22 protein-coding genes are annotated in these 23,284 nt (G+C 64.0%); 13 read left to right on the forward strand and 9 right to left on the reverse strand.

Features of this window, described 5'->3' with window-relative positions; all coding sequences use genetic code 11:
• Nucleotides 1-403 precede the first annotated feature (403 nt).
• The 5 genes from rodA to HV765_RS15795 all read right to left on the reverse strand — a co-directional run bounded on the left by rodA (nt 404) and on the right by HV765_RS15795 (nt 6,040).
• A complete protein-coding gene (rodA, locus tag HV765_RS15775) occupies nt 404-1,540 on the reverse strand; it encodes a rod shape-determining protein RodA (RefSeq protein WP_054420682.1) in 1,137 nt (378 codons plus the stop codon).
• Entirely contained in the window at nt 1,540-3,465 is a 1,926-nt protein-coding gene (mrdA, locus tag HV765_RS15780; protein WP_054420683.1) for a penicillin-binding protein 2, read from the reverse strand. The genes rodA and mrdA overlap by 1 nt, the downstream gene beginning before the upstream one ends.
• 15 nt (nt 3,466-3,480) lie before the next feature.
• Nucleotides 3,481-4,041, reverse strand: coding sequence for a rod shape-determining protein MreD (gene mreD / locus HV765_RS15785; RefSeq protein WP_054420684.1), 561 nt, complete (start codon nt 4,039-4,041; stop codon nt 3,481-3,483).
• Complete coding sequence (gene mreC, locus HV765_RS15790) at nt 4,028-4,912, reverse strand: rod shape-determining protein MreC (protein WP_054420685.1); 885 nt, start codon at nt 4,910-4,912, stop codon at nt 4,028-4,030. Before mreC ends, mreD begins: the two co-directional genes overlap by 14 nt.
• Nucleotides 4,913-4,996: 84 nt before the next feature.
• The gene (locus tag HV765_RS15795; RefSeq protein WP_006216320.1) at nt 4,997-6,040 is read right to left on the reverse strand and encodes a rod shape-determining protein; all 1,044 of its coding nucleotides are present in this window, start codon (nt 6,038-6,040) and stop codon (nt 4,997-4,999) included.
• Between the two features lie 227 nt (nt 6,041-6,267).
• Between HV765_RS15795 and gatC the strand changes: the two genes are divergently transcribed.
• From gatC to HV765_RS15820, 5 genes are all read left to right on the forward strand, one after another.
• Nucleotides 6,268-6,576, forward strand: coding sequence for an Asp-tRNA(Asn)/Glu-tRNA(Gln) amidotransferase subunit GatC (gene gatC, locus HV765_RS15800; RefSeq protein WP_054420686.1), 309 nt, complete (start codon nt 6,268-6,270; stop codon nt 6,574-6,576).
• Nucleotides 6,577-6,579: 3 nt separating this feature from the next.
• On the forward strand, nt 6,580-8,106 hold the full coding sequence (gatA, locus tag HV765_RS15805) for an Asp-tRNA(Asn)/Glu-tRNA(Gln) amidotransferase subunit GatA (RefSeq protein WP_175170310.1): 1,527 nt from the start codon (nt 6,580-6,582) through the stop codon (nt 8,104-8,106).
• 106 nt (nt 8,107-8,212) lie between these two features.
• Nucleotides 8,213-9,670, forward strand: a complete 1,458-nt coding sequence (gene gatB / locus HV765_RS15810) for an Asp-tRNA(Asn)/Glu-tRNA(Gln) amidotransferase subunit GatB (RefSeq protein ID WP_054420688.1) — start codon at nt 8,213-8,215, stop codon at nt 9,668-9,670.
• Nucleotides 9,671-9,772: 102 nt separating this feature from the next.
• Nucleotides 9,773-10,021, forward strand: coding sequence for a hypothetical protein (locus tag HV765_RS15815; RefSeq protein ID WP_054420689.1), 249 nt, complete (start codon nt 9,773-9,775; stop codon nt 10,019-10,021).
• On the forward strand, nt 10,018-10,476 hold the full coding sequence (locus tag HV765_RS15820; RefSeq protein WP_054420690.1) for a type II toxin-antitoxin system VapC family toxin: 459 nt from the start codon (nt 10,018-10,020) through the stop codon (nt 10,474-10,476). Before HV765_RS15815 ends, HV765_RS15820 begins: the two co-directional genes overlap by 4 nt.
• A 39-nt stretch (nt 10,477-10,515) precedes the next feature.
• Here HV765_RS15820 and pyrE read toward each other — a convergent pair whose 3' ends face one another.
• Nucleotides 10,516-11,238, reverse strand: a complete 723-nt coding sequence (gene pyrE / locus HV765_RS15825) for an orotate phosphoribosyltransferase (RefSeq protein WP_156336313.1) — start codon at nt 11,236-11,238, stop codon at nt 10,516-10,518.
• A 99-nt stretch (nt 11,239-11,337) separates the two neighbouring features.
• Between pyrE and HV765_RS15830 the strand changes: the two genes are divergently transcribed.
• Nucleotides 11,338-12,126, forward strand: a complete 789-nt coding sequence (locus HV765_RS15830) for an exodeoxyribonuclease III (RefSeq protein ID WP_054420691.1) — start codon at nt 11,338-11,340, stop codon at nt 12,124-12,126.
• Here HV765_RS15830 and HV765_RS15835 read toward each other — a convergent pair.
• Complete coding sequence (locus tag HV765_RS15835) at nt 12,123-13,037, reverse strand: LysR substrate-binding domain-containing protein (protein WP_175170311.1); 915 nt, start codon at nt 13,035-13,037, stop codon at nt 12,123-12,125. The two genes, HV765_RS15830 and HV765_RS15835, sit on opposite strands and share 4 nt — an antisense overlap.
• Nucleotides 13,038-13,148: 111 nt before the next feature.
• Here HV765_RS15835 and HV765_RS15840 point away from each other — a divergent pair, with 111 nt between their 5' ends.
• Nucleotides 13,149-13,760, forward strand: a complete 612-nt coding sequence (locus tag HV765_RS15840) for a LysE family translocator (RefSeq protein ID WP_175170312.1) — start codon at nt 13,149-13,151, stop codon at nt 13,758-13,760.
• A 421-nt stretch (nt 13,761-14,181) separates the two neighbouring features.
• Nucleotides 14,182-15,528: an NADP-specific glutamate dehydrogenase gene (gdhA, locus tag HV765_RS15845; protein WP_054420693.1), complete on the forward strand. Its 1,347-nt coding sequence runs from the start codon at nt 14,182-14,184 to the stop codon at nt 15,526-15,528.
• A 147-nt stretch (nt 15,529-15,675) separates the two neighbouring features.
• Here the strand turns inward: gdhA and HV765_RS15850 are convergent, their stop codons facing one another.
• Together HV765_RS15850 and HV765_RS15855 are read right to left on the reverse strand one after the other, a co-directional pair.
• Entirely contained in the window at nt 15,676-16,167 is a 492-nt protein-coding gene (locus tag HV765_RS15850) for a copper chaperone PCu(A)C (protein WP_054420694.1), read from the reverse strand.
• Between the two features lie 19 nt (nt 16,168-16,186).
• Nucleotides 16,187-17,086: a LysR family transcriptional regulator ArgP gene (locus HV765_RS15855; protein WP_054420695.1), complete on the reverse strand. Its 900-nt coding sequence runs from the start codon at nt 17,084-17,086 to the stop codon at nt 16,187-16,189.
• Between the two features lie 148 nt (nt 17,087-17,234).
• Here HV765_RS15855 and HV765_RS15860 point away from each other — a divergent pair, with 148 nt between their 5' ends.
• The 5 genes from HV765_RS15860 to HV765_RS15880 all read left to right on the forward strand — a co-directional run bounded on the left by HV765_RS15860 (nt 17,235) and on the right by HV765_RS15880 (nt 23,282).
• Nucleotides 17,235-17,867 (forward strand): LysE/ArgO family amino acid transporter, encoded by a 633-nt coding sequence (locus tag HV765_RS15860; protein ID WP_054420696.1) that lies wholly within the window; start codon nt 17,235-17,237, stop codon nt 17,865-17,867.
• A 139-nt stretch (nt 17,868-18,006) separates the two neighbouring features.
• On the forward strand, nt 18,007-18,963 hold the full coding sequence (locus tag HV765_RS15865; protein WP_254600609.1) for a LysR substrate-binding domain-containing protein: 957 nt from the start codon (nt 18,007-18,009) through the stop codon (nt 18,961-18,963).
• Nucleotides 18,964-19,174: 211 nt separating this feature from the next.
• A complete protein-coding gene (locus tag HV765_RS15870) occupies nt 19,175-20,338 on the forward strand; it encodes an ABC transporter substrate-binding protein (protein ID WP_175170313.1) in 1,164 nt (387 codons plus the stop codon).
• 142 nt (nt 20,339-20,480) lie between these two features.
• Nucleotides 20,481-21,353, forward strand: coding sequence for a branched-chain amino acid ABC transporter permease (locus HV765_RS15875; RefSeq protein ID WP_006216335.1), 873 nt, complete (start codon nt 20,481-20,483; stop codon nt 21,351-21,353).
• Nucleotides 21,354-21,356: 3 nt separating this feature from the next.
• Nucleotides 21,357-23,282, forward strand: a complete 1,926-nt coding sequence (locus HV765_RS15880) for a branched-chain amino acid ABC transporter ATP-binding protein/permease (protein WP_054420699.1) — start codon at nt 21,357-21,359, stop codon at nt 23,280-23,282.
• Nucleotides 23,283-23,284: the final 2 nt, after the last annotated feature.

Consider the following 23,284-nt stretch of genomic DNA (forward strand, 5'->3'; position numbering starts at 1 on the left):
GCGCAAACGCCCACCACCGCGTATGCCGAGTAAGGCCGCCCGCGCGGCCGCCACTCGGCGGGCCCCGCAGCACTCGTCACTAAGGCACACCCTAGCAGCGCTACGAACCAAGACGGCGGCAGCCCGTCGGCGCGGTGGCCCTGACTGCGCGCAACCTCGATGCGCCCGAGGGAATCTGAAGGGAAGGCCAAAGGCCTGGACGAAGATGACGAGGGGGACGTCCGGAGCGAAGGCTCCGGACCGCAATCGTGGGCGCGCGCAGGCAGGGCCACCGCGACGACGGGCGACCTACGAAGCTCTACGACTGACCTACGAAGCTCGACGACTGACCCACGAAGCTCTCCAGCCAATCTACGAAAGGCCTACAACCGACCCACGAAGATCAACGACCGCCGCCAAACAATCAAGCCTTAACTGACCGATGCCGGCTAATACTCATCATGATTCCGAACGCGATCCCCATCGTAAACAACGCCGTCCCCCCATAACTCATGAACGGCAACGGCACACCGACGACAGGCAAAATCCCCGTCACCATGCCGACGTTTACGAAGACGTAGATGAATAGCATCATCGTCAGCGCCCCCGACAACAGCCGTCCGAACTGCGACGCTGCGCGCGATGCGATGGTCAGGCCGCGGGCCATCATCAGACCGTACAGCACCAGGATGGCAATGCCGCCGTACAGGCCGAATTCCTCGGCGTACACCGCGAAAATGAAGTCTGTCGTGCGCTCGGGGATGAAGTCCAGGTGTGTCTGCGTGCCCTTCATGTAGCCCTTGCCGTACACGCCGCCCGAACCCACCGCGATCATTGATTGGATCGTATGGAAGCCCTTACCCAGTGGGTCAGAACTAGGATTCAGCAGCGTGCAGACCCGGTGCTTTTGGTAGTCGTGCAGCACCACCCAATTCACGTCCGGTTCGCACAACTGGTCTTCGTAGTAAACCAGCGTGCCAATCGCGATGATGCCGGCCAGCATCACCGGCACCAGCAGCTTGAACGACAGGCCGGCGAAGTAGATCACGAAGAAACCGGCGCCGAACACCAGCAACGCCGTGCCCAGGTCGGGTTGAAGCACGATCAGGCCGAATGGGGCGGCAAGCATCGCGGCGGCGGCCAGGAAGTCGCGGATGCGCACCGCGCCCTCGTGGCGCTGGAAGTACCAGGCCAGCATCATCGGCACGGCGATCTTCATCATCTCGGATGGCTGGATGCGCGTTACGCCCAGGTTCAGCCAGCGGGTCGCGCCCTTGCTGGTTTCGCCAAAGAACTCCACGCCCAGCAGCAGCACCACGCCCACCACGTAAAACGGCAAGGCCAGCTTCATCAGCCACTTTGGCGGGATCAGCGCCATCGTCCACATCGCGAAAAACGCGATGATGAAATTGCGCGACTGCTCGGCGAAACGCCAGTCCGTGCCGCCCACGGCGGAATGCATCACGGTCAGGCCCAGCGCGGCGAACATCAGCAAGATGGCCAGCAGCGGCCAATCAAATGCCGTGAACACGCGTAACAGGATAAGGCCCAAGCGCTTCATTATTGGCGCACCACGTCGGAGGTAATGGTCTCGACCGACGCCAGGGGGTCACTGCGGTCGGGCCGCACGATCTTGTCCTGCCGGTCTTTGGCCAGCCAATAGTCGAATACCTTGCGCGCCACAGGCGCGGCCACGCTCGCGCCCCAGCCCGCGTTTTCGACAATCAACGACACCGCGATGCGCGGGTGCTCAAGCGGTGCGAAGCCCATGAACAAGGCGTGATCGCGCAGGCGTTCGTCGATGGCGCTGGCGCGGTAGTGGCCGCCGCGCAGGCTGAACACCTGCGCGGTGCCGGTCTTGCCGGCGGCTTGGTATGGTGCGTTGGCGAAGGCGCGGCGCGCCGTGCCGGCACGCACCACGTCCGCCATCGCGTTCTTGATGACGTCCACGTTCGCCTGCTTCAACGGAATACGGTAATCAGGGGTGGACTCGGTGGGCTTGGCCACGCCGGAGCGCGGGTCGCGCACCGCGTGCACCAGATGCGGACGGCGAAACAGGCCGTTGTTGGCCAGCGTCGACGTGCCTTGCGCCAGCTGCAACAGCGTGAACGCGTTGTAGCCCTGGCCCACGGCAACCGAAATGGTTTCGCCTGCATACCAGCGCTGGCGGTCCTTGTCCTTGTAAGCCGAACGCTTCCAGTCGGTGGACGGCAGCACGCCACGCTTCTCGCCTTCCAGGTCGATGCCGGTGATCTGGCCAAAGCCGAATTGCTTGGTGAAATCGTGCAGCGCGTTCACGCCGATCTCGGGGCCGAGCGAATAGAAATACGTGTCGGACGACACAACGATGGCCTTGTGCATGTCGGTCATGCCGTAGGCCGCGCCACCCGCGTTGCGGAATTTCTGTCCGCCAAATTCGTAGTAGCCCGGGTCCGAAATGCGATCCGTCGCGCGGCGCTTGCCCAGTTCCAGGGCGGCCAGGCCGACGAAGGGCTTGTAGGTGGAGCCGATGGGGTACGTGCCGTACAGGGGACGGTTGATCAGCGGGTGGTCCGGCGATTCATTCAGCATGCGCCAGTTGTCCACGTCGATGCCGTCCACGAACAGATTGGGGTCAAACGACGGTTGCGACACAAAGGCCAGCACTTCACCCGTGTCCGGGTCGATGGCGACAAGCGCGCCACGCTGGCCTTCGAAGGCTTCTTCCGCCACCTTCTGCAAGCCCAGGTCGATGGACAGCATGATGTCCGACCCGGGCACCGGGTCGATGCGGCGCAACGTGCGCATGGGGCGGCCGCCTGCGGTGACTTCGACTTCTTCCAAGCCGGTGCGGCCGTGCAGTTGTTCTTCCCAGGTTTTCTCGATGCCCTTCTTGCCGATGACATCGGTGCCGCGATAGTTGCCCAGCTGGCCGGCGCGTTCCAGCTCTTCGTTGTCGCCTTCGGCGATGCGGCCGATATAGCCCACCACGTGCGCGGCAGATACGCCCTGCGGATATTCGCGCACCCAGCGCGCGCGCAGCTCAACGCCCGGAAACTGGAACGCGTGCGCGGCGAACCAGGCGGCTTCGGTCTCGTTCAGGTTGTTGCGCAGTTGCAGGCTGGCGTAGCGGCTGGACTCCGCCGCGCGCCGCTTGAAGCGCCGCTGATCGGACGGGCTGATATAGACCACTTCGGTCAGGCGTTCGAACAACTCGTTCATGTTGCCGGCGTGGGCGGGCACCACTTCCAGCGTATAGGTGCGGTAGTTGCGCGCCAGCACTTCGCCATTGCGGTCCAGGATCTCGCCGCGGCGCGGCGGAATTGGCACCACCGCGATGCGGTTGCGGTCGGCGCGTTCAGACAGGCCTTCGTAGCGGTCCACCTGCAAGTACCAGAACCGGCCCACCAGCACGCCGAAACACGCCAGGGCGAACACGCCGCCCACCCAGGCACGCAGGCGGAAGCGCTGCTTTTGCTGCTGGCCGGTTTTCTTGAATTCAAACATGAGGCGACGCCGCCATCAGGCGGAGGAAGATTCGGCGTCGTCGGCACCGCGCTGCGGCAAGTGCAGGACCCAACCCGCCAACGGCCACAGGGCGGCGGTGATGGCCACGCTGATCGTCCAGTCCCAGCCCGGCCATTTGCCGGCCAGCCAGGCGTGAATGATCTGGGTCAGGAAACGGGCGATGAAGAAGACAGGCAACATGTGCATCGCCTGGCTCCAGAGGTCGAACCGTTGCAGCCGGCGGTGCAGCACCACGGCGCCATAGGCGACCAGGGTGTAGGACAACGCGTGCTCGCCGAGCAAGCCCGCATCGTGCACATCCATCAGCAAGCCGAAGAAGAAGGCCGTGAACAAGCCGACGCGGCGCGGCTCGTGCACGCACCAGAAGGCGATGATCAGCAGCAGCACATCGGGCGCGCCTTGCCACAAGCGCCACGGCAGCAACGACACCAGCCACACCAGCAGCAGCGTGCCCCAGACGAACACGCCGTGCGCCGGACCAGACAGGCGGTCGGGGTGCACATTGCTGGGCGTACCCAGGCGGCGCCTGGGTTGCGATTGATTAGTCCGATCCACCGGAATCGACCTCCTGACGGTTGGACTCGGCGCGGGCCACATCTACCTGGAGCACCAGGAAGTGGCGATAGCGTTCGGGATGGGCCAGCGGTTCACACACGGCGCGGGCGAAACCAGAAGCGGTATCGCGTTCAACCGAGGTCACTTTGGCCACGGGCAGGCCGGCAGGGAACAAACCGCCGACGCCGCTGGTAACGATAGTATCCCCTTCCTTGATGTCCGCATTGGCGGCAAGGTAACGGACTTCCATCTTGCCGGGCGAGTTGCCGCCAAAGGCAATCAGGCGCAGGCCGTTGCGCAGCAGTTGCACAGGGATGGACACTTGCTCATCGGTGACCAGCGCGGCTTCGGCCGTCATCGGCGTCACGCGAACGATCTGGCCGACCACCCCGCCTTCGTCGATGACGGGCATGCCCGGCGCCAGGCCGGCTTTGCTGCCCTTGTTGAACACCAGCCGCTGCGTGAACGCGTTGGTGGGTTCGTACATCACTTCGACCACCACCGCCGATTGCGCCACGGTATCGGTCACACCCAGCAGACGGCGCAATTGCGCGTTTTCGGCGGCCAATTGGGCAGCATGCGACGCCACCTGGGCCAGCTCGATACGCTGGCGCTGCAAGGCTTCGTTTTCACTGCGGATAAGGTTGGCCGCGTTGACCCATTCGTTGACCTGTTGCACAAGGTCACGCGGCGCCATGACGGCGCGCTGGAAGGGGTAAATCGCCACGGACATCGCACGGCGTGCTGGTTCCAGCATGCGAAATTGCGAATCAATGATGATCAGGGCCAAAGCAAGGACGACCAGAACGACCAGCCGCACCTCCGCAGGTGGGCCGCGCCTGAATAGGGGAGGAGTCCCTTGTCGTTGCATGAATCTCAGCCCGGACGCCCGCGTCCGTAGCCACCGCAGCGGCCGGAGCCGGAAAAAAGCGGGGCTCCGGGCTGGCGGGCGGTATTAGTCGTTGATGAAGATGGCGCCCAGTTTCTCAAGGTGTTCCAGCGCCTCGCCGCAACCGCGCACGACGCAGGTCAGGGGATCATCGGCCACCACGACGGGCAGACCGGTTTCTTCCTGAAGCAGGCGATCGAGATCGCGCAGCAGCGCGCCGCCACCGGTCAGGGCGATGCCCTTGTCGGTGATGTCGGCGCCGAGTTCGGGCGGAGTTTGCTCAAGGGCGATCTTCACAGCGGATACGATCTGGTTCAGCGGATCGGTCAGCGATTCCAGGATCTCATTGGAAGAGACCGTGAAGCTGCGCGGCACGCCTTCGGCCAGATTGCGGCCCTTGACTTCGATTTCGCGGACTTCGGAACCCGGGAATGCGGAACCGATTTCCTTCTTGATCAGTTCGGCGGTGGGTTCGCCGATCAGCATGCCGTAGTTGCGGCGGATGTAGTTGACGATGGCCTCGTCGAACTTGTCACCGCCCACGCGCACCGAGCCCTTGTAGACCATGCCGCCCAGCGAGATGACGGCCACTTCCGTGGTGCCGCCGCCGATGTCGACGACCATGGAGCCGCTGGCATCGGACACGGCCAGGCCGGCGCCGATGGCCGCGGCCATGGGTTCTTCGATCAGGAAGACGTGGGACGCGCCCGCGCCCAACGCGGATTCGCGAATGGCGCGGCGTTCGACCTGGGTCGAGCCGCAAGGCACGCAGACGATAATGCGCGGACTGGGTGCCAGCATGTTGCGGGGGTGCACCATGCGAATGAACTGTTTGAGCATCTGTTCGGTGACCGTGAAGTCGGCGATAACGCCATCCTTCATGGGCCGAATGGCCTCGATATTGCCGGGAACTCGGCCAAGCATTTGCTTGGCTTCGTGGCCGACGGCCTGGATGATCTTTTTGCCGTGAGGCCCGCCTTCATGACGGATTGCGACCACGGAGGGCTCATCGAGCACGATGCCCTTGCCGCGGACGTAAATCAGCGTATTGGCGGTACCGAGGTCAATCGCCATATCGCTGGAAAAATAACTGCGCAGGAATCCGAACATGGGAGCTCAGCTAAATTCTGGGGGGAATTGGGTTCATGCCGCGGGGCGTTTGGCCCGAAAAAGGTCGGGTCCGCCTGTCATCACGGCGATTAAACCGTGAATCATAACTTATAATTTCACCGGAAATAGCGCATAAATGCAGGCTATTCAAGCTTTGTAACGGTATTGGTGCGTACATACTGCCCAGTCCCGCCCTTCGGCCTTCGCTTATCGATTTTGCAATCCCTATGGCGCTCAATGACACAGATGTGGCCCGCATTGCCCGGCTGGCCAGAATCGAACTGACCCCCGACCAGCGCACGCTTGCGCAGGCCGAACTTAACGGCATCCTCCACCTGATCGAACGGCTTCAGTCCGTCGACACCCAAGGCGTCGAACCCCTGGCTCACCCCCTGTCCGCCCATGAGGACATTGTGCTGCGCCTGCGTGAAGACGCCGTGACCGAGACCAGCTCGGAAGCCCGCCGCCAGGAACTTCTGGCCAATGCCCCCGACGCCCAGGAAGGCTTGTTCCTGGTCCCGAAAGTGCTGGATTAAGCCATGACCAAACCCGCCTTGCATACCCAATTCGAGGGGATCGCCGCCTTGCGCGCGGCCCTCGCCCAACGCCAGGTCAGCGCCGTCGAGCTTGCGCAAAGCGCGCTCGCGGCCGCCGACGCGGCCAGCGGCCTGAATTGCTTTTTACATATTGACGCTGAATTGACGCTGGCCCAGGCCCGCGCCGCCGACGCCGCGCTGGCCGATGGCTCGGCCGGCCCGTTGGCCGGTGTGCCCATCGCCCACAAAGACGCGTTCGTGACGCGCGGCTGGCGCACCACCGCTGGCAGCAAGATGCTGGAGGGCTACGTCAGCCCGTTTGACGCCACCGTCGTCGAGCGCCTGAGCGCGGCTGGCGCCGTGTCCATCGGCAAGCTGAACTGCGACGAATTCGCCATGGGTTCCGGCAACGAGAATTCGGCCTACGGCGTCGTGAAGAACCCCTGGGATCACGCTGCGGTTCCGGGCGGATCGTCGGGTGGTTCGGCAGCAGCTGTGGCCGCCCGCCTGGTCGCCGCCGCCACCGGCACCGACACCGGCGGCTCGGTGCGCCAGCCCGCCGCGCTGTGCGGCGTCAGCGGCATCAAACCGACTTACGGCACGGTGTCGCGCTTTGGCATGGTCGCCTTCGGTTCCAGCCTGGATCAGGCCGGCCCCCTGGCGCAAAGCAGCCGCGACCTGCTCGAACTGCTGGACGTCGTCAGCGGCTTCGATCCGCGTGATGCCACCAGCCTGGAAAAGTGCGACGCCGCCGTGAACGAACCCGGCCGCGTCCGCCGCGATTTCGACTCGGTTCAGGCCTCGTTTGACGCCGCTGGCAGCCAGCCCCTGAAGGGCCTGCGCATCGGCGTGCCGGAAGAATATTTCGGCGCCGGTCTGGCCGCCGATGTGGCCGCCGCGGTGGAAGCCGCGCTGGCCCAATTCGAAGCGCTGGGCGCCGTGCGCGTGCCCGTGTCGCTGCCGCGCACGGAACTCGCCATCCCGGCCTACTACGTCATCGCCCCGGCCGAAGCGTCCAGCAATCTGGCTCGCTACGACGGCGTGCGCTACGGCCACCGCACCGAGCAGTACGGCGACCTGAACGAGATGATCAGCCGCTCGCGCGCCGAAGGCTTCGGCGACGAGGTCAAGCGCCGCATCCTGATCGGCACCTACGTGCTGTCGCACGGCTACTACGACGCCTACTACTTGCAAGCGCAACGCCTGCGCCGCCTGATCGCGCAAGACTTCCAGCGCGCCTACGCCGGCCAGTGCGACGTGATCATGGGCCCGGTCACGCCGACGGTCGCCAAGAACATCGGCGACAACCGCGACGACCCCACGGCCGACTGGCTGGCCGACATCTACACGCTGGGCGTGAGCCTGGCCGGCCTGCCCGCGATGTCGATCCCGTGCGGCTTCGGCGGCGACAACGGCAAGCGCCCGGTCGGTTTGCAGATCATTGGCAACTACTTCGACGAAGGCCGCCTGTTGGCCATCGCCGACCGCTACCAACAAGTCACCGACTGGCACAAGCGGTCTCCGCTCTGATGATGCCCCCACGCTCACTTCGCTCGCTGCCCCCAAAGGGGGCTGCCTGCGTTTGGGGCGGCCCGGCGCCGCAGCGCTGCGGCACTACTGATTGGAACTACAGATAATGAACTGGGAAATCGTCATCGGCCTGGAAACGCACACCCAGCTTTCCACCGACTCCAAGATTTTTTCGGGTAGCAGCACGCAATTCGGCGCCGCGCCCAACACGCATGCCAACGTGGTTGACCTGGCCTTGCCGGGCAGCCTGCCGGTCATGAACCGCGGTGCGGCGGAACGCGCCATCCGCTTCGGTCTGGCCGTGGGTGCGACCATCGCGCCGCGCTCGGTCTTTGCGCGCAAGAACTACTTCTACCCCGACCTGCCCAAGGGCTACCAGATCAGCCAATACGAGCTGCCGGTGGTTGTCGGCGGCACGCTGTCGTTCTTCGTCGGCGAAGAAGAAAAGACCATCAACCTGACGCGCGCCCACCTTGAAGAAGACGCCGGCAAATCGCTGCACGACGACTTCACGCTGGCCAACGGGTCGCCTGCCAGCGGCATCGACCTGAACCGCGCCGGCACGCCGCTGCTGGAAATCGTGACCGAGCCCGAAATGCGCTCGGCCGCCGAAGCCGTGTCCTACGCCCGCGCGCTGCACAGCCTGGTGGTCTGGCTGGGCATCTGCGACGGCAACATGCAGGAAGGCTCGTTCCGCTGCGACGCCAACGTCTCCGTGCGCCCGGTGGGCCAGAAGGAATTCGGCACCCGCACCGAGATCAAGAACGTCAACTCGTTCCGCTTCCTGGAACGCGCCATCGTTTACGAAGCGCGCCGCCAGATCGAGCTGATCGAAGACGGCGGCACGGTTGTGCAGGAAACGCGTCTGTACGACGCCGACCGCGACGAAACGCGCAGCATGCGCAGCAAGGAAGACGCGCACGACTACCGCTACTTCCCGGACCCCGACCTGCCCACGCTGGTGATTTCCAGCGCGTGGGTGGACGAAGTGCGCGCCGCGATGCCCGAACTGCCGGCCGCCCAGCGCGCCCGCTTCGAAACGCAATACGGCCTGCCCGCCTACGACGCCGCGCAACTGACCGTCAGCCGCGATCTGGCCGCTTACTTCGAAGCCGTGGCGCACGCGCTGCCGGCGGGCCAAGCCAAGCTGGCCGCGAACTGGGTCATGGGTGAAGTCGCCGCCGCCTTGAACAAGGACGAAAAGAGCATCGCCGATTCGCCCGTGCAAGCACCGGCATTGGCTGCCCTGATTGGCCGCATCATCGACGGCACGATCTCCAACAAGATCGCCCGCGAAGTTTTCGGTGCGATGTGGGCGGGTGAAAACGGCGGGGATGCCGACGCCATCATCGACGCGCGCGGCTTGAAGCAGATCAGCGACACGGGCGCCATCGGCGCCATGATCGATGAGGTGCTGGCCGCCAACCCGGCGATCGTGGAAGAGTACCGGGCCGGCAAGCAAAAGGCGTTCAATTCGCTGGTAGGCCAGATCATGAAGGCCGCTCGCGGCAAGGCCAACCCGCAGCAAGTGAACGACCTGCTCAAGCAGAAGCTCGACAACTGACAGCCCCAACGGGGATCAGTCTGATAAAAGGCCGCGGCACATTGCCGCGGCCTTTTATTTTGCGAAGAATGGGGATGGCCAATTTTTGATCGGAGCCCCCCGATGTCTGACTACATCGAAGTGCCGCAGGAAGCGGTTGCAAAGCAGCTCGATACGTTGATCGCCGCGGCGCAAAGCGGCGCGCGTATCGTCATCGTGAAAGATGGAAAAGCCCGTGCCTACATACGGCCGGCGAATCCTGATATGACCGAAGACATGTACGACGCCATCTTGGCGTTGCGGGGCTTCGCGTTGGACCGGGGCATTTCGGACGAACAAGTCCGCGCCTGGATAACCGAGGACCAGCGATGAAAACCGTACTGGATGCGTCGGTCGCGCTCGCCTGGTTGCTCGCGCGAAATGATTGCACCGAGGCCATGATGGCAAGGCACTTGTTGGATCAGGCCCAGCATTTCCAGATACGCGTTCCTCGCCATTGGCATGCCGAGGTAGGCAACGGCATGCTTCGAATACAGCGGGCGAGGGTGGTGACTGCGGATGAAGTGGCCGCTTTCGTCGCCGCACTTGAGCGCTTGGCGGTGCTGCCTGATCAGCCGCACACGGCTGATCAGTGGTGGGCCATCCACCAAATTGCACTCACGCACGGTTTGACGGCCTATGACGCCGCCTACGTTGAGCTTGCAGCCAGGTCAGGCGGCGACTTGGCGACGTTCGACAGAAAGTTGGCCGATGCGGCACGCGCCCATGGGGTACCCGTGCTCGGCCAGCCCCATGGCGTCGCCGAACCGCTGGCGCGCTATGGCTGACCGGGCGCGCGGCGACTGCACGGCCCGAATCGAAGCCCCTTACTTCACCCCGTACTTCGTGCGGTACGCCTGCACTGCATCGCGGTTTTCCGCGAACGACGTGTCGTCTTGCAGCAGCGCCATGATGTCCGACAGGGATGCAATGGCCACCACGGGAATGCCGTAGGTCTTGGCCACGTCCTGCACGGCCGAGTGCGCCGACAGGGCATCGTCGGGGCCGGCGCGTTCCATGCGGTCCATGGCGATCAGCACGGCGGCCGGTTCTGCACCCGCGTTGCGGATGATTTCCACCGATTCACGCACCGACGTGCCTGCCGTGATCACGTCGTCAATGATGACAACCTTGCCCTTGAGCGGTGCGCCGACCAGCGTGCCGCCTTCGCCGTGGTCCTTGGCTTCCTTGCGGTTGTAGGCAAAGGGCACGTCGCCACGGCCGTCCATACCGGGGTGCGCGGCCAGTGCCACAGCCGTGGCGGTGGCCAGCGGGATGCCCTTGTACGCCGGGCCGAACAACATGTCGAATTCCACACCCGAATCCAGCAGCGCCTGGGCGTAGAACTGCGCCAGCTTGCCGACCGAGCGGCCGCTGTTGAACAGGCCAGCGTTGAAGAAATAGGGGCTGATCCGGCCCGACTTGACCTTGAAGCTGCCAAAACGCAGCACGCCTTCGTTCAGGGCAAAGCGGACAAAATCCAGGGAAGTGGCAGTAGAGGTGGCGGCGGGCATGCGAGAGGTCCGGTAGAAGATGGCAAACGCCCGCATTTTATCCGTTGTCAGGGCTATTCCCGAGCGGTCGCGCCGAGTCGGTTAAATTCCTGGCATTGTTCCGGCCCCTGGCGGCCGCTCTACAGGAGTTTCGCTTTGCTGCGCATCACGTCGATCAATCTCAACGGCATCCGGTCCGCCTTTCGCAAGGGCCTGCAACCCTGGATGGAAAAGCATGCCGCAGACGTCCTTTGCCTTCAGGAAATCAAGATCGCCGACGCCGATCTGACTGACGATCTGCGTCACCCGCCTGGCTACACCGGCCACTTCCATCACGCGGTGAAGAAGGGCTACAGCGGCGTGGGCATCTACCTGCGCGACGCGGCCGAACGCGTGAACATCGGCTTGGGCTGCGATGAATTCGACCCCGAAGGCCGCATCATCCGTGCGGACTGGAAGAACCTGTCGGTGATCAGCGCCTACCTGCCCTCGGGCTCCAGCGGCGACGAACGCCAGCAAGCCAAGTACCGCTTCCTGGACCGCTTCGGCCCGTGGATCGACGCCTTGATGCACGAACACAAAACCACCGGCCGCGAGTTCGTTATCTGTGGCGATTGGAACATCGCGCACAAGGAAATCGACCTGAAGAACTGGAAGGGCAACCTGAAGAATTCGGGCTTCTTGCCCGAAGAGCGCGCGTGGCTGACCGACGTGTTCGACAAGCGCGGCTTTGTGGACGTTTTCCGCACCATCGACGACCGGCCCGACCAGTACACGTGGTGGAGCAACCGCGGCCAGGCCTGGGCGAAGAACGTGGGGTGGCGTATTGATTACCAGATCGCCACGCCCGGCATCGCCGCGCGCGCTCGCAACGTCGCCATCTACAAGGACGAGCGCTTCTCGGACCACGCGCCGTTGACGATCGACTACGACACCACGCTCTAAGCCACGCCGGGCGGGGTTGCGTCCGGCGTAGCAACGCCCACCGCCTCACGCAGCGACCGTTCGGCCTCTTGCCGCAGCCATGCCAGAAACGCCGCCGCGCGTGGATCATTGACGAACGGCCGGGGCGACAGCAGGAAATACGCGGACCCATCACGGACAAAGCCGTACGGCGCTTCCAACCGGTGATCCCGCAGCGCATCCCGCGCCATCAGCGCCGAACCGATGGCGACGCCCAGGCCCGCCGCAGCCGCTTGCAGGCTCAGATAGAAATGCTCATAGACCAGGCCGGCGCGGCGCGGCGGCTTGCGTCCTGCCGCCTGCGCCCATTGCCGCCACGCGCGCGGGCGCGTGGCGCTGCCCAACGCCACGCCGTCGTTCCAATCCGCTGCCCGCTCCCGGCCCGGCCGGCACACCGGCCCCGTCCATTCATCGCACACCCGCTCCGCATGCAGCGCCGCGTCCCATTCAAAATCATTGCGTCTGAACGCCACATCCACCCCCTGCGCCGCGAAATCGACCGCGCCACCCGCCGCGTAAAGATGCACCTGCACGCCAGGATGGGTGCGCTGAAAATCGGGCAGGCGGGGAATCAGCCACATCATGGCGATCGTGGGTTCACAGGACACAACGAGAGGCGCGGCCGTGTCCGGCTGCTGCAACTGCGCCAAGCCCGCCCTCAACTGCTCGAACAGGCCTTGCGTCACGGCAAGCAGCTGGCGCCCTGCATCGGTTAGAAAAACAGCTCGATTCCGGCGTTCGAACAGCGTCAATCCCAGCGCCGCTTCCAGCAGCTTGATTTGACGGCTGACTGCGCCATGGGTGACATGCAGCTCTTCAGCAGCACGGCCAAACGCTTCATGGCGGGCGGCGGCATCGAAGACGCGCAGCGAATTGAGCGGGGGCAGTTTCATGGCAATTGTTGAGTTTTTCTGACGGATATCCGGCATTAAAAATCGTTTTTCACCGCCACGCCAGGGTCACACAATGGGCGCCCTTTCCCGATATCCCTGCTTCTGCCCGCCATGACCGAACTCATTGCCGTCGCCCTCATCACCCTGCTCGCGGTCATCAGCCCGGGGCCGGACTTTGCCATGGTGACGCGTTACAGCTATCAGTTCGGCCGGCGCACCGGGCTGGTCTGCGCGCTGGGCATCGGGCTGGGCGTGCAGGTCCATGTGTTCTATACGATGTTCGGGGTCAGCCTCTTGGCCCATTACGCGCAGCCGGTGCTGCAGGGCATCAAACTGGCTGGCGCCTGCTATCTCGTCTACATGGGGTGGAAGACCTTCTTCAACCGCACCCCGGTCAGCCAGGACCTGTCTGCGCCGCCCGCCATCACGGCCTGGCAAGCGGTGGCCAGCGGTTTTCTGACGAATGCGCTCAACCCCAAGACCACGCTATTCGTGATCAGCACCTATACCCAGGTGGTGTCGCCCGGCACGCCGCTGGCGCAGCAGTTCGGCTATGGGCTGTTCATGTCGTTCGCACATTGGCTGTGGTTCAGCGTGGTGGCGTGGTCGATCTCATCAGACGGCTTGCGCCGCCTGTTGCTGGGGCACCAGCGGGGGGTCGACCGCGTGGTGGGCGTCGTCTTGATGCTGCTGGGCGCCGCATTGGCGGTTGTTCAGGTGTGATGCCCGAGCTGCCCTAGATCAAATAAATATTGGGGACGTATTGAAAGAAATTTGGACAGCCACCAAGAAGACCACCCCCTGCACCAGCCTTTGTTTACGGGGTACACGCCCCGGTTCTGCTCGACAGTCCAGACCCATTAAAACGGGGACATATTAAATTTCCCTGCAAATTCAAGCATCCTGTGTTTTTCACGCCGAATTTCAGCTTGTTTTCAACTTCGTCACACCTTAATACGTCCCCATTAATAATCAGAAAAAAGTCTTTTGATATCAAGCGCCTGGCGGCATTTCCAGCTTTGCGCAGGGCAGCAATTTTCCCTACACTTGCGCACCAAGCCGGTGCAGTTCATGCACCAGAATAAATATTCAGCGCCCCACAATGGCGCAATCCGCACCTATTCGAAGCACCCCCGAGGAGATCATGTTGAAAGTGCAGAGTCTGGACGACTTCCTGCGTGGCGTCGCCGCGCGCGACCCGCAGCAGCCTGAATTCATGCAAGCCGTCCAGGAGGTGATGCTGAGCTTGTGGCCGTTCATCGAAAAGCACCCCCACTACGCCGAGCACGCCCTGCTTGAGCGCCTGGTGGAGCCGGAACGAGTGATCCAGTTCCGCGTGTGCTGGACCGATGACCAGGGCCGCGCCCAGGTCAACCGCGCTTTCCGCATTCAGCACAGCTCGGCCATTGGCCCGTTCAAGGGCGGCATGCGCTTTCACCCGTCGGTGAACCTGTCCATCCTGAAGTTCCTGGCGTTCGAGCAAACGCTGAAGAACTCGCTGACGACGCTGCCCATGGGCGGCGGCAAGGGCGGTTCGGACTTTGACCCCAAGGGCAAGTCCGACGCCGAAGTCATGCGCTTCTGCCAGGCGCTGATGATTGAGCTGTATCGCCACCTGGGTCCGGACACCGACGTCCCCGCCGGCGATATCGGCGTGGGCGCGCGCGAAGTCGGCTTCATGGCCGGCATGATGAAAAAGCTGTCGAACTCCACGGCCAGCGTCTTCACCGGCAAGGGCCTGACGTTCGGCGGCAGCCTGATCCGCCCCGAAGCCACCGGCTACGGCACCGTCTACTTCGCGGAAGAAATGCTCAAGCGCGTGGGCAAGTCGTTTGACGGCCTGCGTGTCTCGGTCTCGGGGTCGGGCAACGTGGCGCAATACGCCATCGAAAAGGCCATGTCGCTGGGCGCCAAGGTGGTGACGGTGTCGGATTCGAACGGCACGGTCGTCGACGAAGCCGGCTTCACGCATGAAAAGCTGGTTGCGCTGATGCACATCAAGAACGACCTGCGCGGCCGTCTGGACACGTACGCCCAGCAATTCGGTTTGAAGTACGAAGCGGGCAAGCGTCCGTGGCACGTGCCGGTTGACGTGGCGCTGCCGTGCGCAACCCAGAACGAACTGGAATTGGCCGACGCCCAGACGCTGATCAAGAACGGCGTGCTGTGCGTGGCGGAAGGCGCCAACATGCCAGCCACGCTGGATGCCGCCAAGGCATTCATCGCCGCCCGCGTGCTGTACGCCCCGGGCAAGGCCACCAACGCCGGCGGCGTGGCCGTGTCGGGCCTGGAAATGGCCCAGAACTCGGCCCGCCTGGCCTGGACGCGCGAAGAAGTCGACGCGCGCCTGCACGCCATCATGCGCGACATCCACGAGAACTGCGTGCGCCACGGCCACAGCGAACGCGAATACGTCAACTACCTGGACGGCGCCAACATCGCCGGCTTCGTCAAGGTTGCCGACGCCATGCGCCAGCAAGGCCTGTATTGATTCTGCCGATGCGCGCGGGGCATTGCGCCCCTTCGCGCGTTGCAAATCCAAAGCAGGTCACAAAGCCCTGACGCGTCACAAAAAAATGGCGGCCCCTGAAACAGTGGGCCGCCATTTTTTATTCCTCCGCCAACGGCGGAATCAGATTCAGTGCTTCATCGCGCCGTGGTCGTGGCTCATGCCGGGGTTGTGCGAGGCCGGCTTGACCTTGAACTGCACCGCCACTTCACCCGCCTTTTCGAACTTCAGCGTGGCGGGCACGGTTGCGCCATCGGTGAACGGCGCCTTCAGCTTGATGAACATGACGTGATAGCCGCCCGGGCTGAGCTTGACCTCTTTGTCTGCGGGCAAGACGATGCCGCCTTCAACCTGGCGCATCTTCGACACGCCGTTCTCGGTCTGCACCGTGTGCAGCTCGACACGCTCGGCGGCGTCGGACGACACCGACAGCAAGCGGTCTTCGGTCTTGGCGTCGTTGTCGATATCCATATAACCCGCCCCGTTCGACTGCCCCGGCGCCGACGCCCGGACCCACAGGTCGTCAACTTCAATCTGGCCGACCTTATAGTCCTTCGCCCAAGCCGAGCCGGCCGTACACAAGCCCAATGCGGCAATGACTGCGAACTTGCGGATGTTCATGGGGTGTCCTCCTAGTGGGTTAACGCCGCCGGACCAAGCTGCGGGCGGCTGACAGAACCGAATCGGTCAAGGCTTCCATCGCCTCGGAGTTTACCCGCCAATGCTGCCAATAAAGGGGCACATCCTCCCAGGCGCGCCCCCGAAGCAGCATCAGATGACCGGCATCAAGGTGTTCCTGTACCAGCGGCAGCGGATTCATCGTCCAGCCCAGCCCGCCCAGCGTCGCCTGCACGAACGCGCGCGTGGACGGCACCCACCAAACCGGCGGCTGCCAGGGCGCGGGGTCCGAGATCTTGTGTGCAAAGCGCGCCTGCAAGGCGTCCTTGCGGTTGAACACCAGCACCGGGGCCTGCGCCAGAGTTTGTGCGTTCACGCCGCTTGCGAAATAGCGCTTGTGGAAATCGGGCGTGCAGGTCGCCACGTAGCGCATGCTGCCCAGCGCGTGGATGCGGCAGCCCTGCACCGGGTCCGCCAGCGTCGTCACCGCCCCCAGCACCGAACCGTTGCGCAGCAGCGCGGCGGTGTGGTCCTGGTCTTCGGACAGCATGTCCAGCGTGGCGCGGGTGCGGGCCGAGAACGCCAGGGCCGCATCGACGAACCAGGTTTCCAGGCTGTCGTGATTGACCGCGATGGGGATGCTGGCGTGGGGCACATCGTCGTCCGTCACGCCCAAGCGGTTCAGCGCGTCGTGCTCCAGCAGCGCCGTCTGCTCGGCCAGTTGCACCAGCACCCGCCCATCCGCCGTGGCCGCCGCCGGCACCGTGCGCTGCACCAGCAAGCGGCCCATGCGGTCTTCCAGCGCCTTGATCCGCTGCGACACGGCCGACGGCGTCACGCTAAGCGACAAAGCGGCCCGCTCGAAACTGCCTTCCCGCACCACGGCGGCCAGCGCCCGCAGGTTGCCATGATCGATTTTCATAAATTAGTTTTGCTTAATATAGTGAAGGAAAATTAGCTGTATTTCATAGGGTGCGCAAGGGACAATTCGTTATCACCGGAGCGCGCAATGCGTCCGGCACCGACATCAAAGCGCCGCCACAGGCGTTGCAGTTACAGGTAATCGCATCATGTTCGCCACCCTTTCGTCCCCCCTCTTCCTGACCGCCTGGGCCAGCGGCACCGCCACGGGCCTGGGCTTGTTCGCCGTCGTCGGCGCGCAAAGCGCCTTCATCCTGCGCCAGGGCCTGATGCGCGCGCATCTTCTCAGCGTGGTCGCCATCTGCGCGCTGATCGACGCCGTCTTCATCTTTGCCAGCGTGTCCGGCCTGCAAGCGCTGACCGCCTGGTTCCCTTGGCTGACGACTGCCGTGCTGTGGTTCGGCGTGGCGTTCCTGTCCTGGTACGGCCTGCAATCCGCGCGCCGCGCCTGGACCGCCACCGGCGGCCTGGCCGCCGCCCGCGAGGTAGTGCCGTCGCGCCGTGCCGCCATGTTGGGCGCGCTGGGCTTTTCGCTGCTGAACCCCCATTTCTGGCTGGACATGGTGGTGGTTGGCTCGCTGGCGCACGGCTTTGACGATGCCCGCATGGCATTTGCCGGCGGCGCGTTCACCGCCAGCTTGTTGTGGCTGGCCGTGCTGGGCATCGGTTCGCGCCTGTTCGCACCGTTCTTTGCCCGCGCATCAGCGTGGCGCGTGCTGGACGGCGTTATCGCGGTTGTCATGATCGGGCTGGCGATCAGCCTGGCAGTCAAGGGCGTCTAAGCCCCTTCTCGCAGCCGTCCTTCGGCAGACGGTTCCGCGCCGCCCCCGCCTGATGGCCGGGGCGGCGCTTTGCCATCACTTTTATAATCTCCCCCGTTGCCACTCTTCGTCGGGCGCACGGCCGGCCCGCCAGACGATCATGCGCGGTTCCTCACTTCGCAGTGCCTCACTCTCCAAAGACGTGCGCCTGCCTCCGCTCGCCGCCATCCAGGCGTTCGAGGCGGCGGCGCGGCTGGGCTCTTTCGAACGCGCCAGCGAAGAACTCTTCGTGACCGCCAGCGCCATCGGCAAACGCATTGCCGCGCTGGAAGCCTTGCTGGACGTTTCCCTGTTCATCCGCAGCAGCCGTGGCGCCACGCTCAGCGCCGCCGGGCGCGACTACCTGAACCAGGTCCGCACCGCGCTGGACCTGCTGTCGGACGCCTCGCTGCACAAACGCGGTGAGCCCAAGCCCGAACCGCTGCGCGTCGTCTCCACGCCCACCTTCGCCCGGCAGGTGCTGATCCCCTACCTGCCCGGCTTCACCGCCGCGCACCCCGAGGTCGAGCTGGAGATCATGTTGTCCATTCCCTATCTGGATATCATGCCGCCCAACGCCGACGTCTGGGTGCGCTTTGGCAGCGGCAAGTATCCCGGCCTGACCGCAAGGCAATTGACGTCTGACCGCGTATTCGCAGTGTGCTCGCCCGCCTACCTGGCCGATCATGGCCCCTTTGACCGGCCGGAAGATCTGGCCCGTGCCGGCTTGCTGCGTTGCCCGATGGAGCCGTGGCGCCCGTGGCTGGCCGAAGCCGGCCTGGACTGGCCCGAGCCGTCACGCGGGGTCTGGCTGGTGGATCTGGGCATGATGCTGGCGGCGGCGCGCGCGGGCCAGGGCCTGGCGCTGACCCGCCGTTCGCTGGCGGCGGAATGGCTGGACGAGGGCAAGCTCGTGCGCGTGCTCGGCATCGACATCCCCGGCGAATCCCAATATCACCTTTGCACCGAAACCTCGCGGCCGCCCGGCAACGCGGTCCAAGCGTTTTCCCTATGGCTCGAAGACGTCTGCGAACAAGCCTCCCAATGGCCACGCGGCCTGGCGGCCAGCCAGGAATAAATTTCTAGTCGGATGCGGAATGAATTTCCGCTACCCCTGCGCTCGTACTAGGTATTTACGCGGAAAAACCCCGCCGGGTCAGATTCGCGTAAGCGATTAAGCAGACAGTCACAACACGCAACACAGGAGAGCGCCGCAACATTGATTTCTCGCCGCCTGGCGCCGGCAACCGGTTTTCCACGCAGTCAATCTAATTACAACGGAGACATCCATGGATTTTCGTTTGAAGCTGCTAGCAGGAACCCTTGCATTTGCCGCATCGGCCGCGTCTTACGCCGCCGACCCCATCAAGATCGGCGTGGCCGGCCCGTACACCGGCGGCTCCTCATCCATGGGCGTCAGCATGCGCGACGGCGTGCGTCTGGCCATTGAAGAAATCAATAAGAACGGTGGCGTCCTCGGCCGCCAGCTGGTTGCCGTCGAACGCGACGACGAAGCCAAGAACGAGCGCGGCGTGCAGATCGCCCAGGAACTGATCAACAAGGAACAAGTGGCCGCCACCGTCGGCTACATCAACACCGGCGTGGCGCTGGCCTCGCAACGGTTCTACCAGGACGCCAAGATCCCCGTCTTCAACAACGTGGCAACAGGCAGCGTGATCACGCACCAGTTCAAGGCGCCGGAATACCCCGACAACTACGTGTTCCGCAATGCGGCGCATGACAGCATCCAGGCCCCGATGATCGTGGAAGAAGCGATCACGCGCCGCGGTTTCAAGAAGGTCGCCATCCTGGCCGACTCCACCAACTACGGCCAGCTTGGCCGCGAGGATCTGGAAAAGGCCCTGGACGCCAAGGGCATCAAGCCCGTGGCCGTTGAGAAATTCAACATCAAGGACGTCGACATGACGGCCCAGCTGTTGAAGGCCAAGTCCGCCGGCGCCGAAGCCGTGCTGACCTACGGCATCGGCCCCGAGCTGGCCCAGATCGCCAACGGCATGACCAAGCTGGGCTGGAAGGTGCCGATCATCGGCAGCTGGACCTTGTCGATGGCCAACTACATCGACAACTCCGGCGCCAACGGCGAAGGCGCGCGCATGCCGCAAACCTTCATCCAGGACCCCGACACGCCCAAGCGCAAGGCCTTCATCGACGCCTACCTGGCCAAGTTCAAGCCCAAGAACAACCGCATCGACTCCCCGGTGTCGGCGGCCCAGGGCTATGACTCGATCTTCTTGCTGGCCGCGGCCATCAAGCAGGCCAACTCCACCGACGGCCCCAAGGTCCGCGAGGCGCTTGAGAACCTGCAAACGCCCGTCGAAGGCGTGGTGATGACCTACAACAAGCCGTTCACCCACAACAACCACGACGCCATCTCCGCGAAGGAAGTGGTGATCGGCGAGGTCAAGGGCGGCCGCGTCGTCAAGGCCAACTAAGCCTGAAACAAGCAGGAAGGCGGCGGCTTCCCGGCCGCCGCCGCCCGCGCCCCGGTGATCGGGTGCGGGGCATGCAGCCGTCTGAAAACAGCGTTCTGCCCAAGGGGGTTGGGACGGAACACAGCGCCTCAAGACACACACCATGATTCTTCTACAGCTCATCTATAGCGGTATCGCGCTAGGCATGATCTATGCCGTGATTGCGTTCGGGTACCAGCTCACCTTCGCCACATCCGGCACACTCAACTTCGGTCAAGGCGAAGCCTTGATGCTGGGCGCACTGGTCGGGCTGACGCTCGTCGGCCTGGGCGTGAACTACTGGGTCATGATTCCCATCGTCTGCATCTTCGGCTTCGCGCAAGGCGCGCTGGTCGAGCGGGTTGGCGTGCGGCCGGCCATCAAGACGCGATCGGAATTCGGCTGGATCATGGCCACCATCGCCTTGGGGATCATCTTCAAGAACGTGGCCGAAAACATCTGGGGCCGCGACGACTTGCGCTTCCCCTCGCCGCTGCCCGAAGCGCCGATCCAGGTGCTGGGCGCGAACGTCTTGCCGATGGAGCTGCTGGTGGTCTTCGGCGCGCTGGGCATGATGATTCTGGTGGAAATCTTCAACCGCAAATCCATCTACGGCAAAGCGTTTGTCGCCACGTCCAATGACCGCGACGCGGCTGGCCTGATGGGTATCAACACGGGCATGGTGATCACGTTCTCGTACGCGCTGTCGTCGCTGACCGCCGCGTTTGCGGGCGTGCTGGTCGCGCCGCTGACGCTCACCGGCGCCACGATGGGCGCGGTGCTGGGCTTGAAGGCGTTCGCCGTGGCGATTATCGGCGGCCTGTCCAGCGGGATGGGTGTTGTGGTGGGCGGGCTGATCCTGGGGATCGCCGAAACGACCACCGGTTTCTATCTTTCGACGGGGTACAAAGACGTGCCGGGATTGGTGTTGCTGCTGCTCGTACTGACCTTCAAGCCCGCCGGCCTGTTCGGCAAGACCGCGATCAAGAAGGTGTAAGCGATGAAACCCTTGCACCTGTTGCTATCCATCGTGGCTATCGCCTGCCTGGCGGCCGTGCCGCTGGGCGTGACCAACACGTATTACCTGCACCTGATCGAAACGATCATGATCTATTCGATCCTGCTGTTCGGGCTCGATATCGTGGTGGGCTACACCGGCCAGGTCTCGCTGGGCCACGCCGGGCTCTTCGGCATCGGCTCGTATGTGGCGGGCGTGCTGTTCTTTCACTTGCAAATGCCCATCTGGGTGATTCTTCCCGCCGCCATCCTGATTGCGGCGGCGTTTGGCGCGGTGCTGGCGTTGCCGGCGCTACGGGTCACGGGGCCGTACCTGGCGATGGTGACGCTGGCGTTTGGCACCATCATCCAGATCCTGATCAACGAGATGACCTTCATGACCGAAGGCCCGTTGGGCATCAAGATTCCCAAGCCGTCCATCGGCGGGCACATCCTGACCAAAAGCGAATACTTCTGGCTGGTGGGCGCGCTGCTGGTGATCTCGCTGATCGTCGTGCACCGCATCCTGAAGTCGCACCTGGGCCGTTCGTTCGAAGCGTTGCGCGACAGCCCGATTGCGTCCGACTGCATGGGCGTGTCGGTCTACCGGCACAAGGTGTTCGCGTTCGTGATCAGCGCCGGTTTCGCCGGCCTGGCGGGTGCGCTGTATTCGTATTCCGAGCAGTACATTTCGCCCAACACGTACAACTTCGAACTGACCATCCTGTTCCTGCTGGCCATCATCATGGGCGGGCGCAAGAGCCGCACGGGCGCGCTGCTGGGCGCGTCCATCATCGTGCTGCTGCCCAAGATGCTGGACGACATCGGCACCTTCCGGCTGATCGCGCTGGCGGTGGCCATCCTGGTGACGGTGGGCAGCATCATCGCCGTGTCCAAGGGCCGCGCCGAACCGCGCCGCGTGGTGGTGCCGGTAGTCGGCACCATCGTGCTGGCGATCTTCTCGTACTGGCTGGAAGCCGTGACCGACTGGCGCCTGACCATCTTCGGCGCGATGATTCTGTTCGTTGTGTACTACCTGCCTGACGGCATCGTGGGCTTTGTGCGCAACCTGTTCTTCTCGAATCGCCGCGCGGCGCTATCGGTGAAGAAGGACCTGGTCAAAGAGCAGGACGCGGTGCCGGACGCCGTGGTGGCCGGCAAGGGCGAGACCTTGCTGACGGCCAAGAGCGTGCTGATGCAGTTCGGCGGCCTGAAGGCGTTGAACGAAGTCGACCTGACCATCAAGCGCGGCACCATCCACGGCCTGATCGGCCCGAACGGTTCGGGCAAGAGCACCATGATGAACGTGCTGACGGGCATCTATGTGCCAACGGCTGGCGCGGTGGAGTTCTCGGGCAAGTCGCTGGTCGGCCTGGCGCCCGCGGACATCGCGGCCGCAGGCATTGCGCGCACCTTCCAGAACGTGCAGCTGTTTGGCGAGATGACGGCGCTGGAGAACGTGTTGGTGGGTCTGCATCACACGTTCACCACGGGCTTGGCCGGCATTGCGCTGCGCACGCCGAAGTGGAAGGGCGAAGAGCAAGGCGCACGGGCCCGCGCGATGGCGCTGCTGGAGTTCGTGGGCCTGGAATCCCTGGCCACCGAAGAAGCGCGCAACCTGCCCTATGGCAAGCAACGCCTGCTTGAAATCGCCCGCGCGCTGGCGCTGGACCCGCAACTGCTGCTGCTGGACGAACCCGCGGCCGGCCTGACCGCGCCCGACATCGTCGAGCTGCTGGCCATCATCCGCAAGGTGCGCGATCACGGCATCACGCTGATCCTCATCGAGCACCACATGGATGTGGTGATGGGGGTGTGCGACACGGTGTCGGTGCTGGACTTCGGCCAGAAGATCGCCGAGGGCCTGCCGAACGAAGTGCAAAGCAACGCCAAGGTTATCGAGGCGTATCTGGGCGGCGCGCCCGCCTGACG

It is taken from the genome of Achromobacter kerstersii (assembly GCF_902859595.1).
Classification (GTDB): domain Bacteria; phylum Pseudomonadota; class Gammaproteobacteria; order Burkholderiales; family Burkholderiaceae_B; genus Achromobacter; species Achromobacter kerstersii.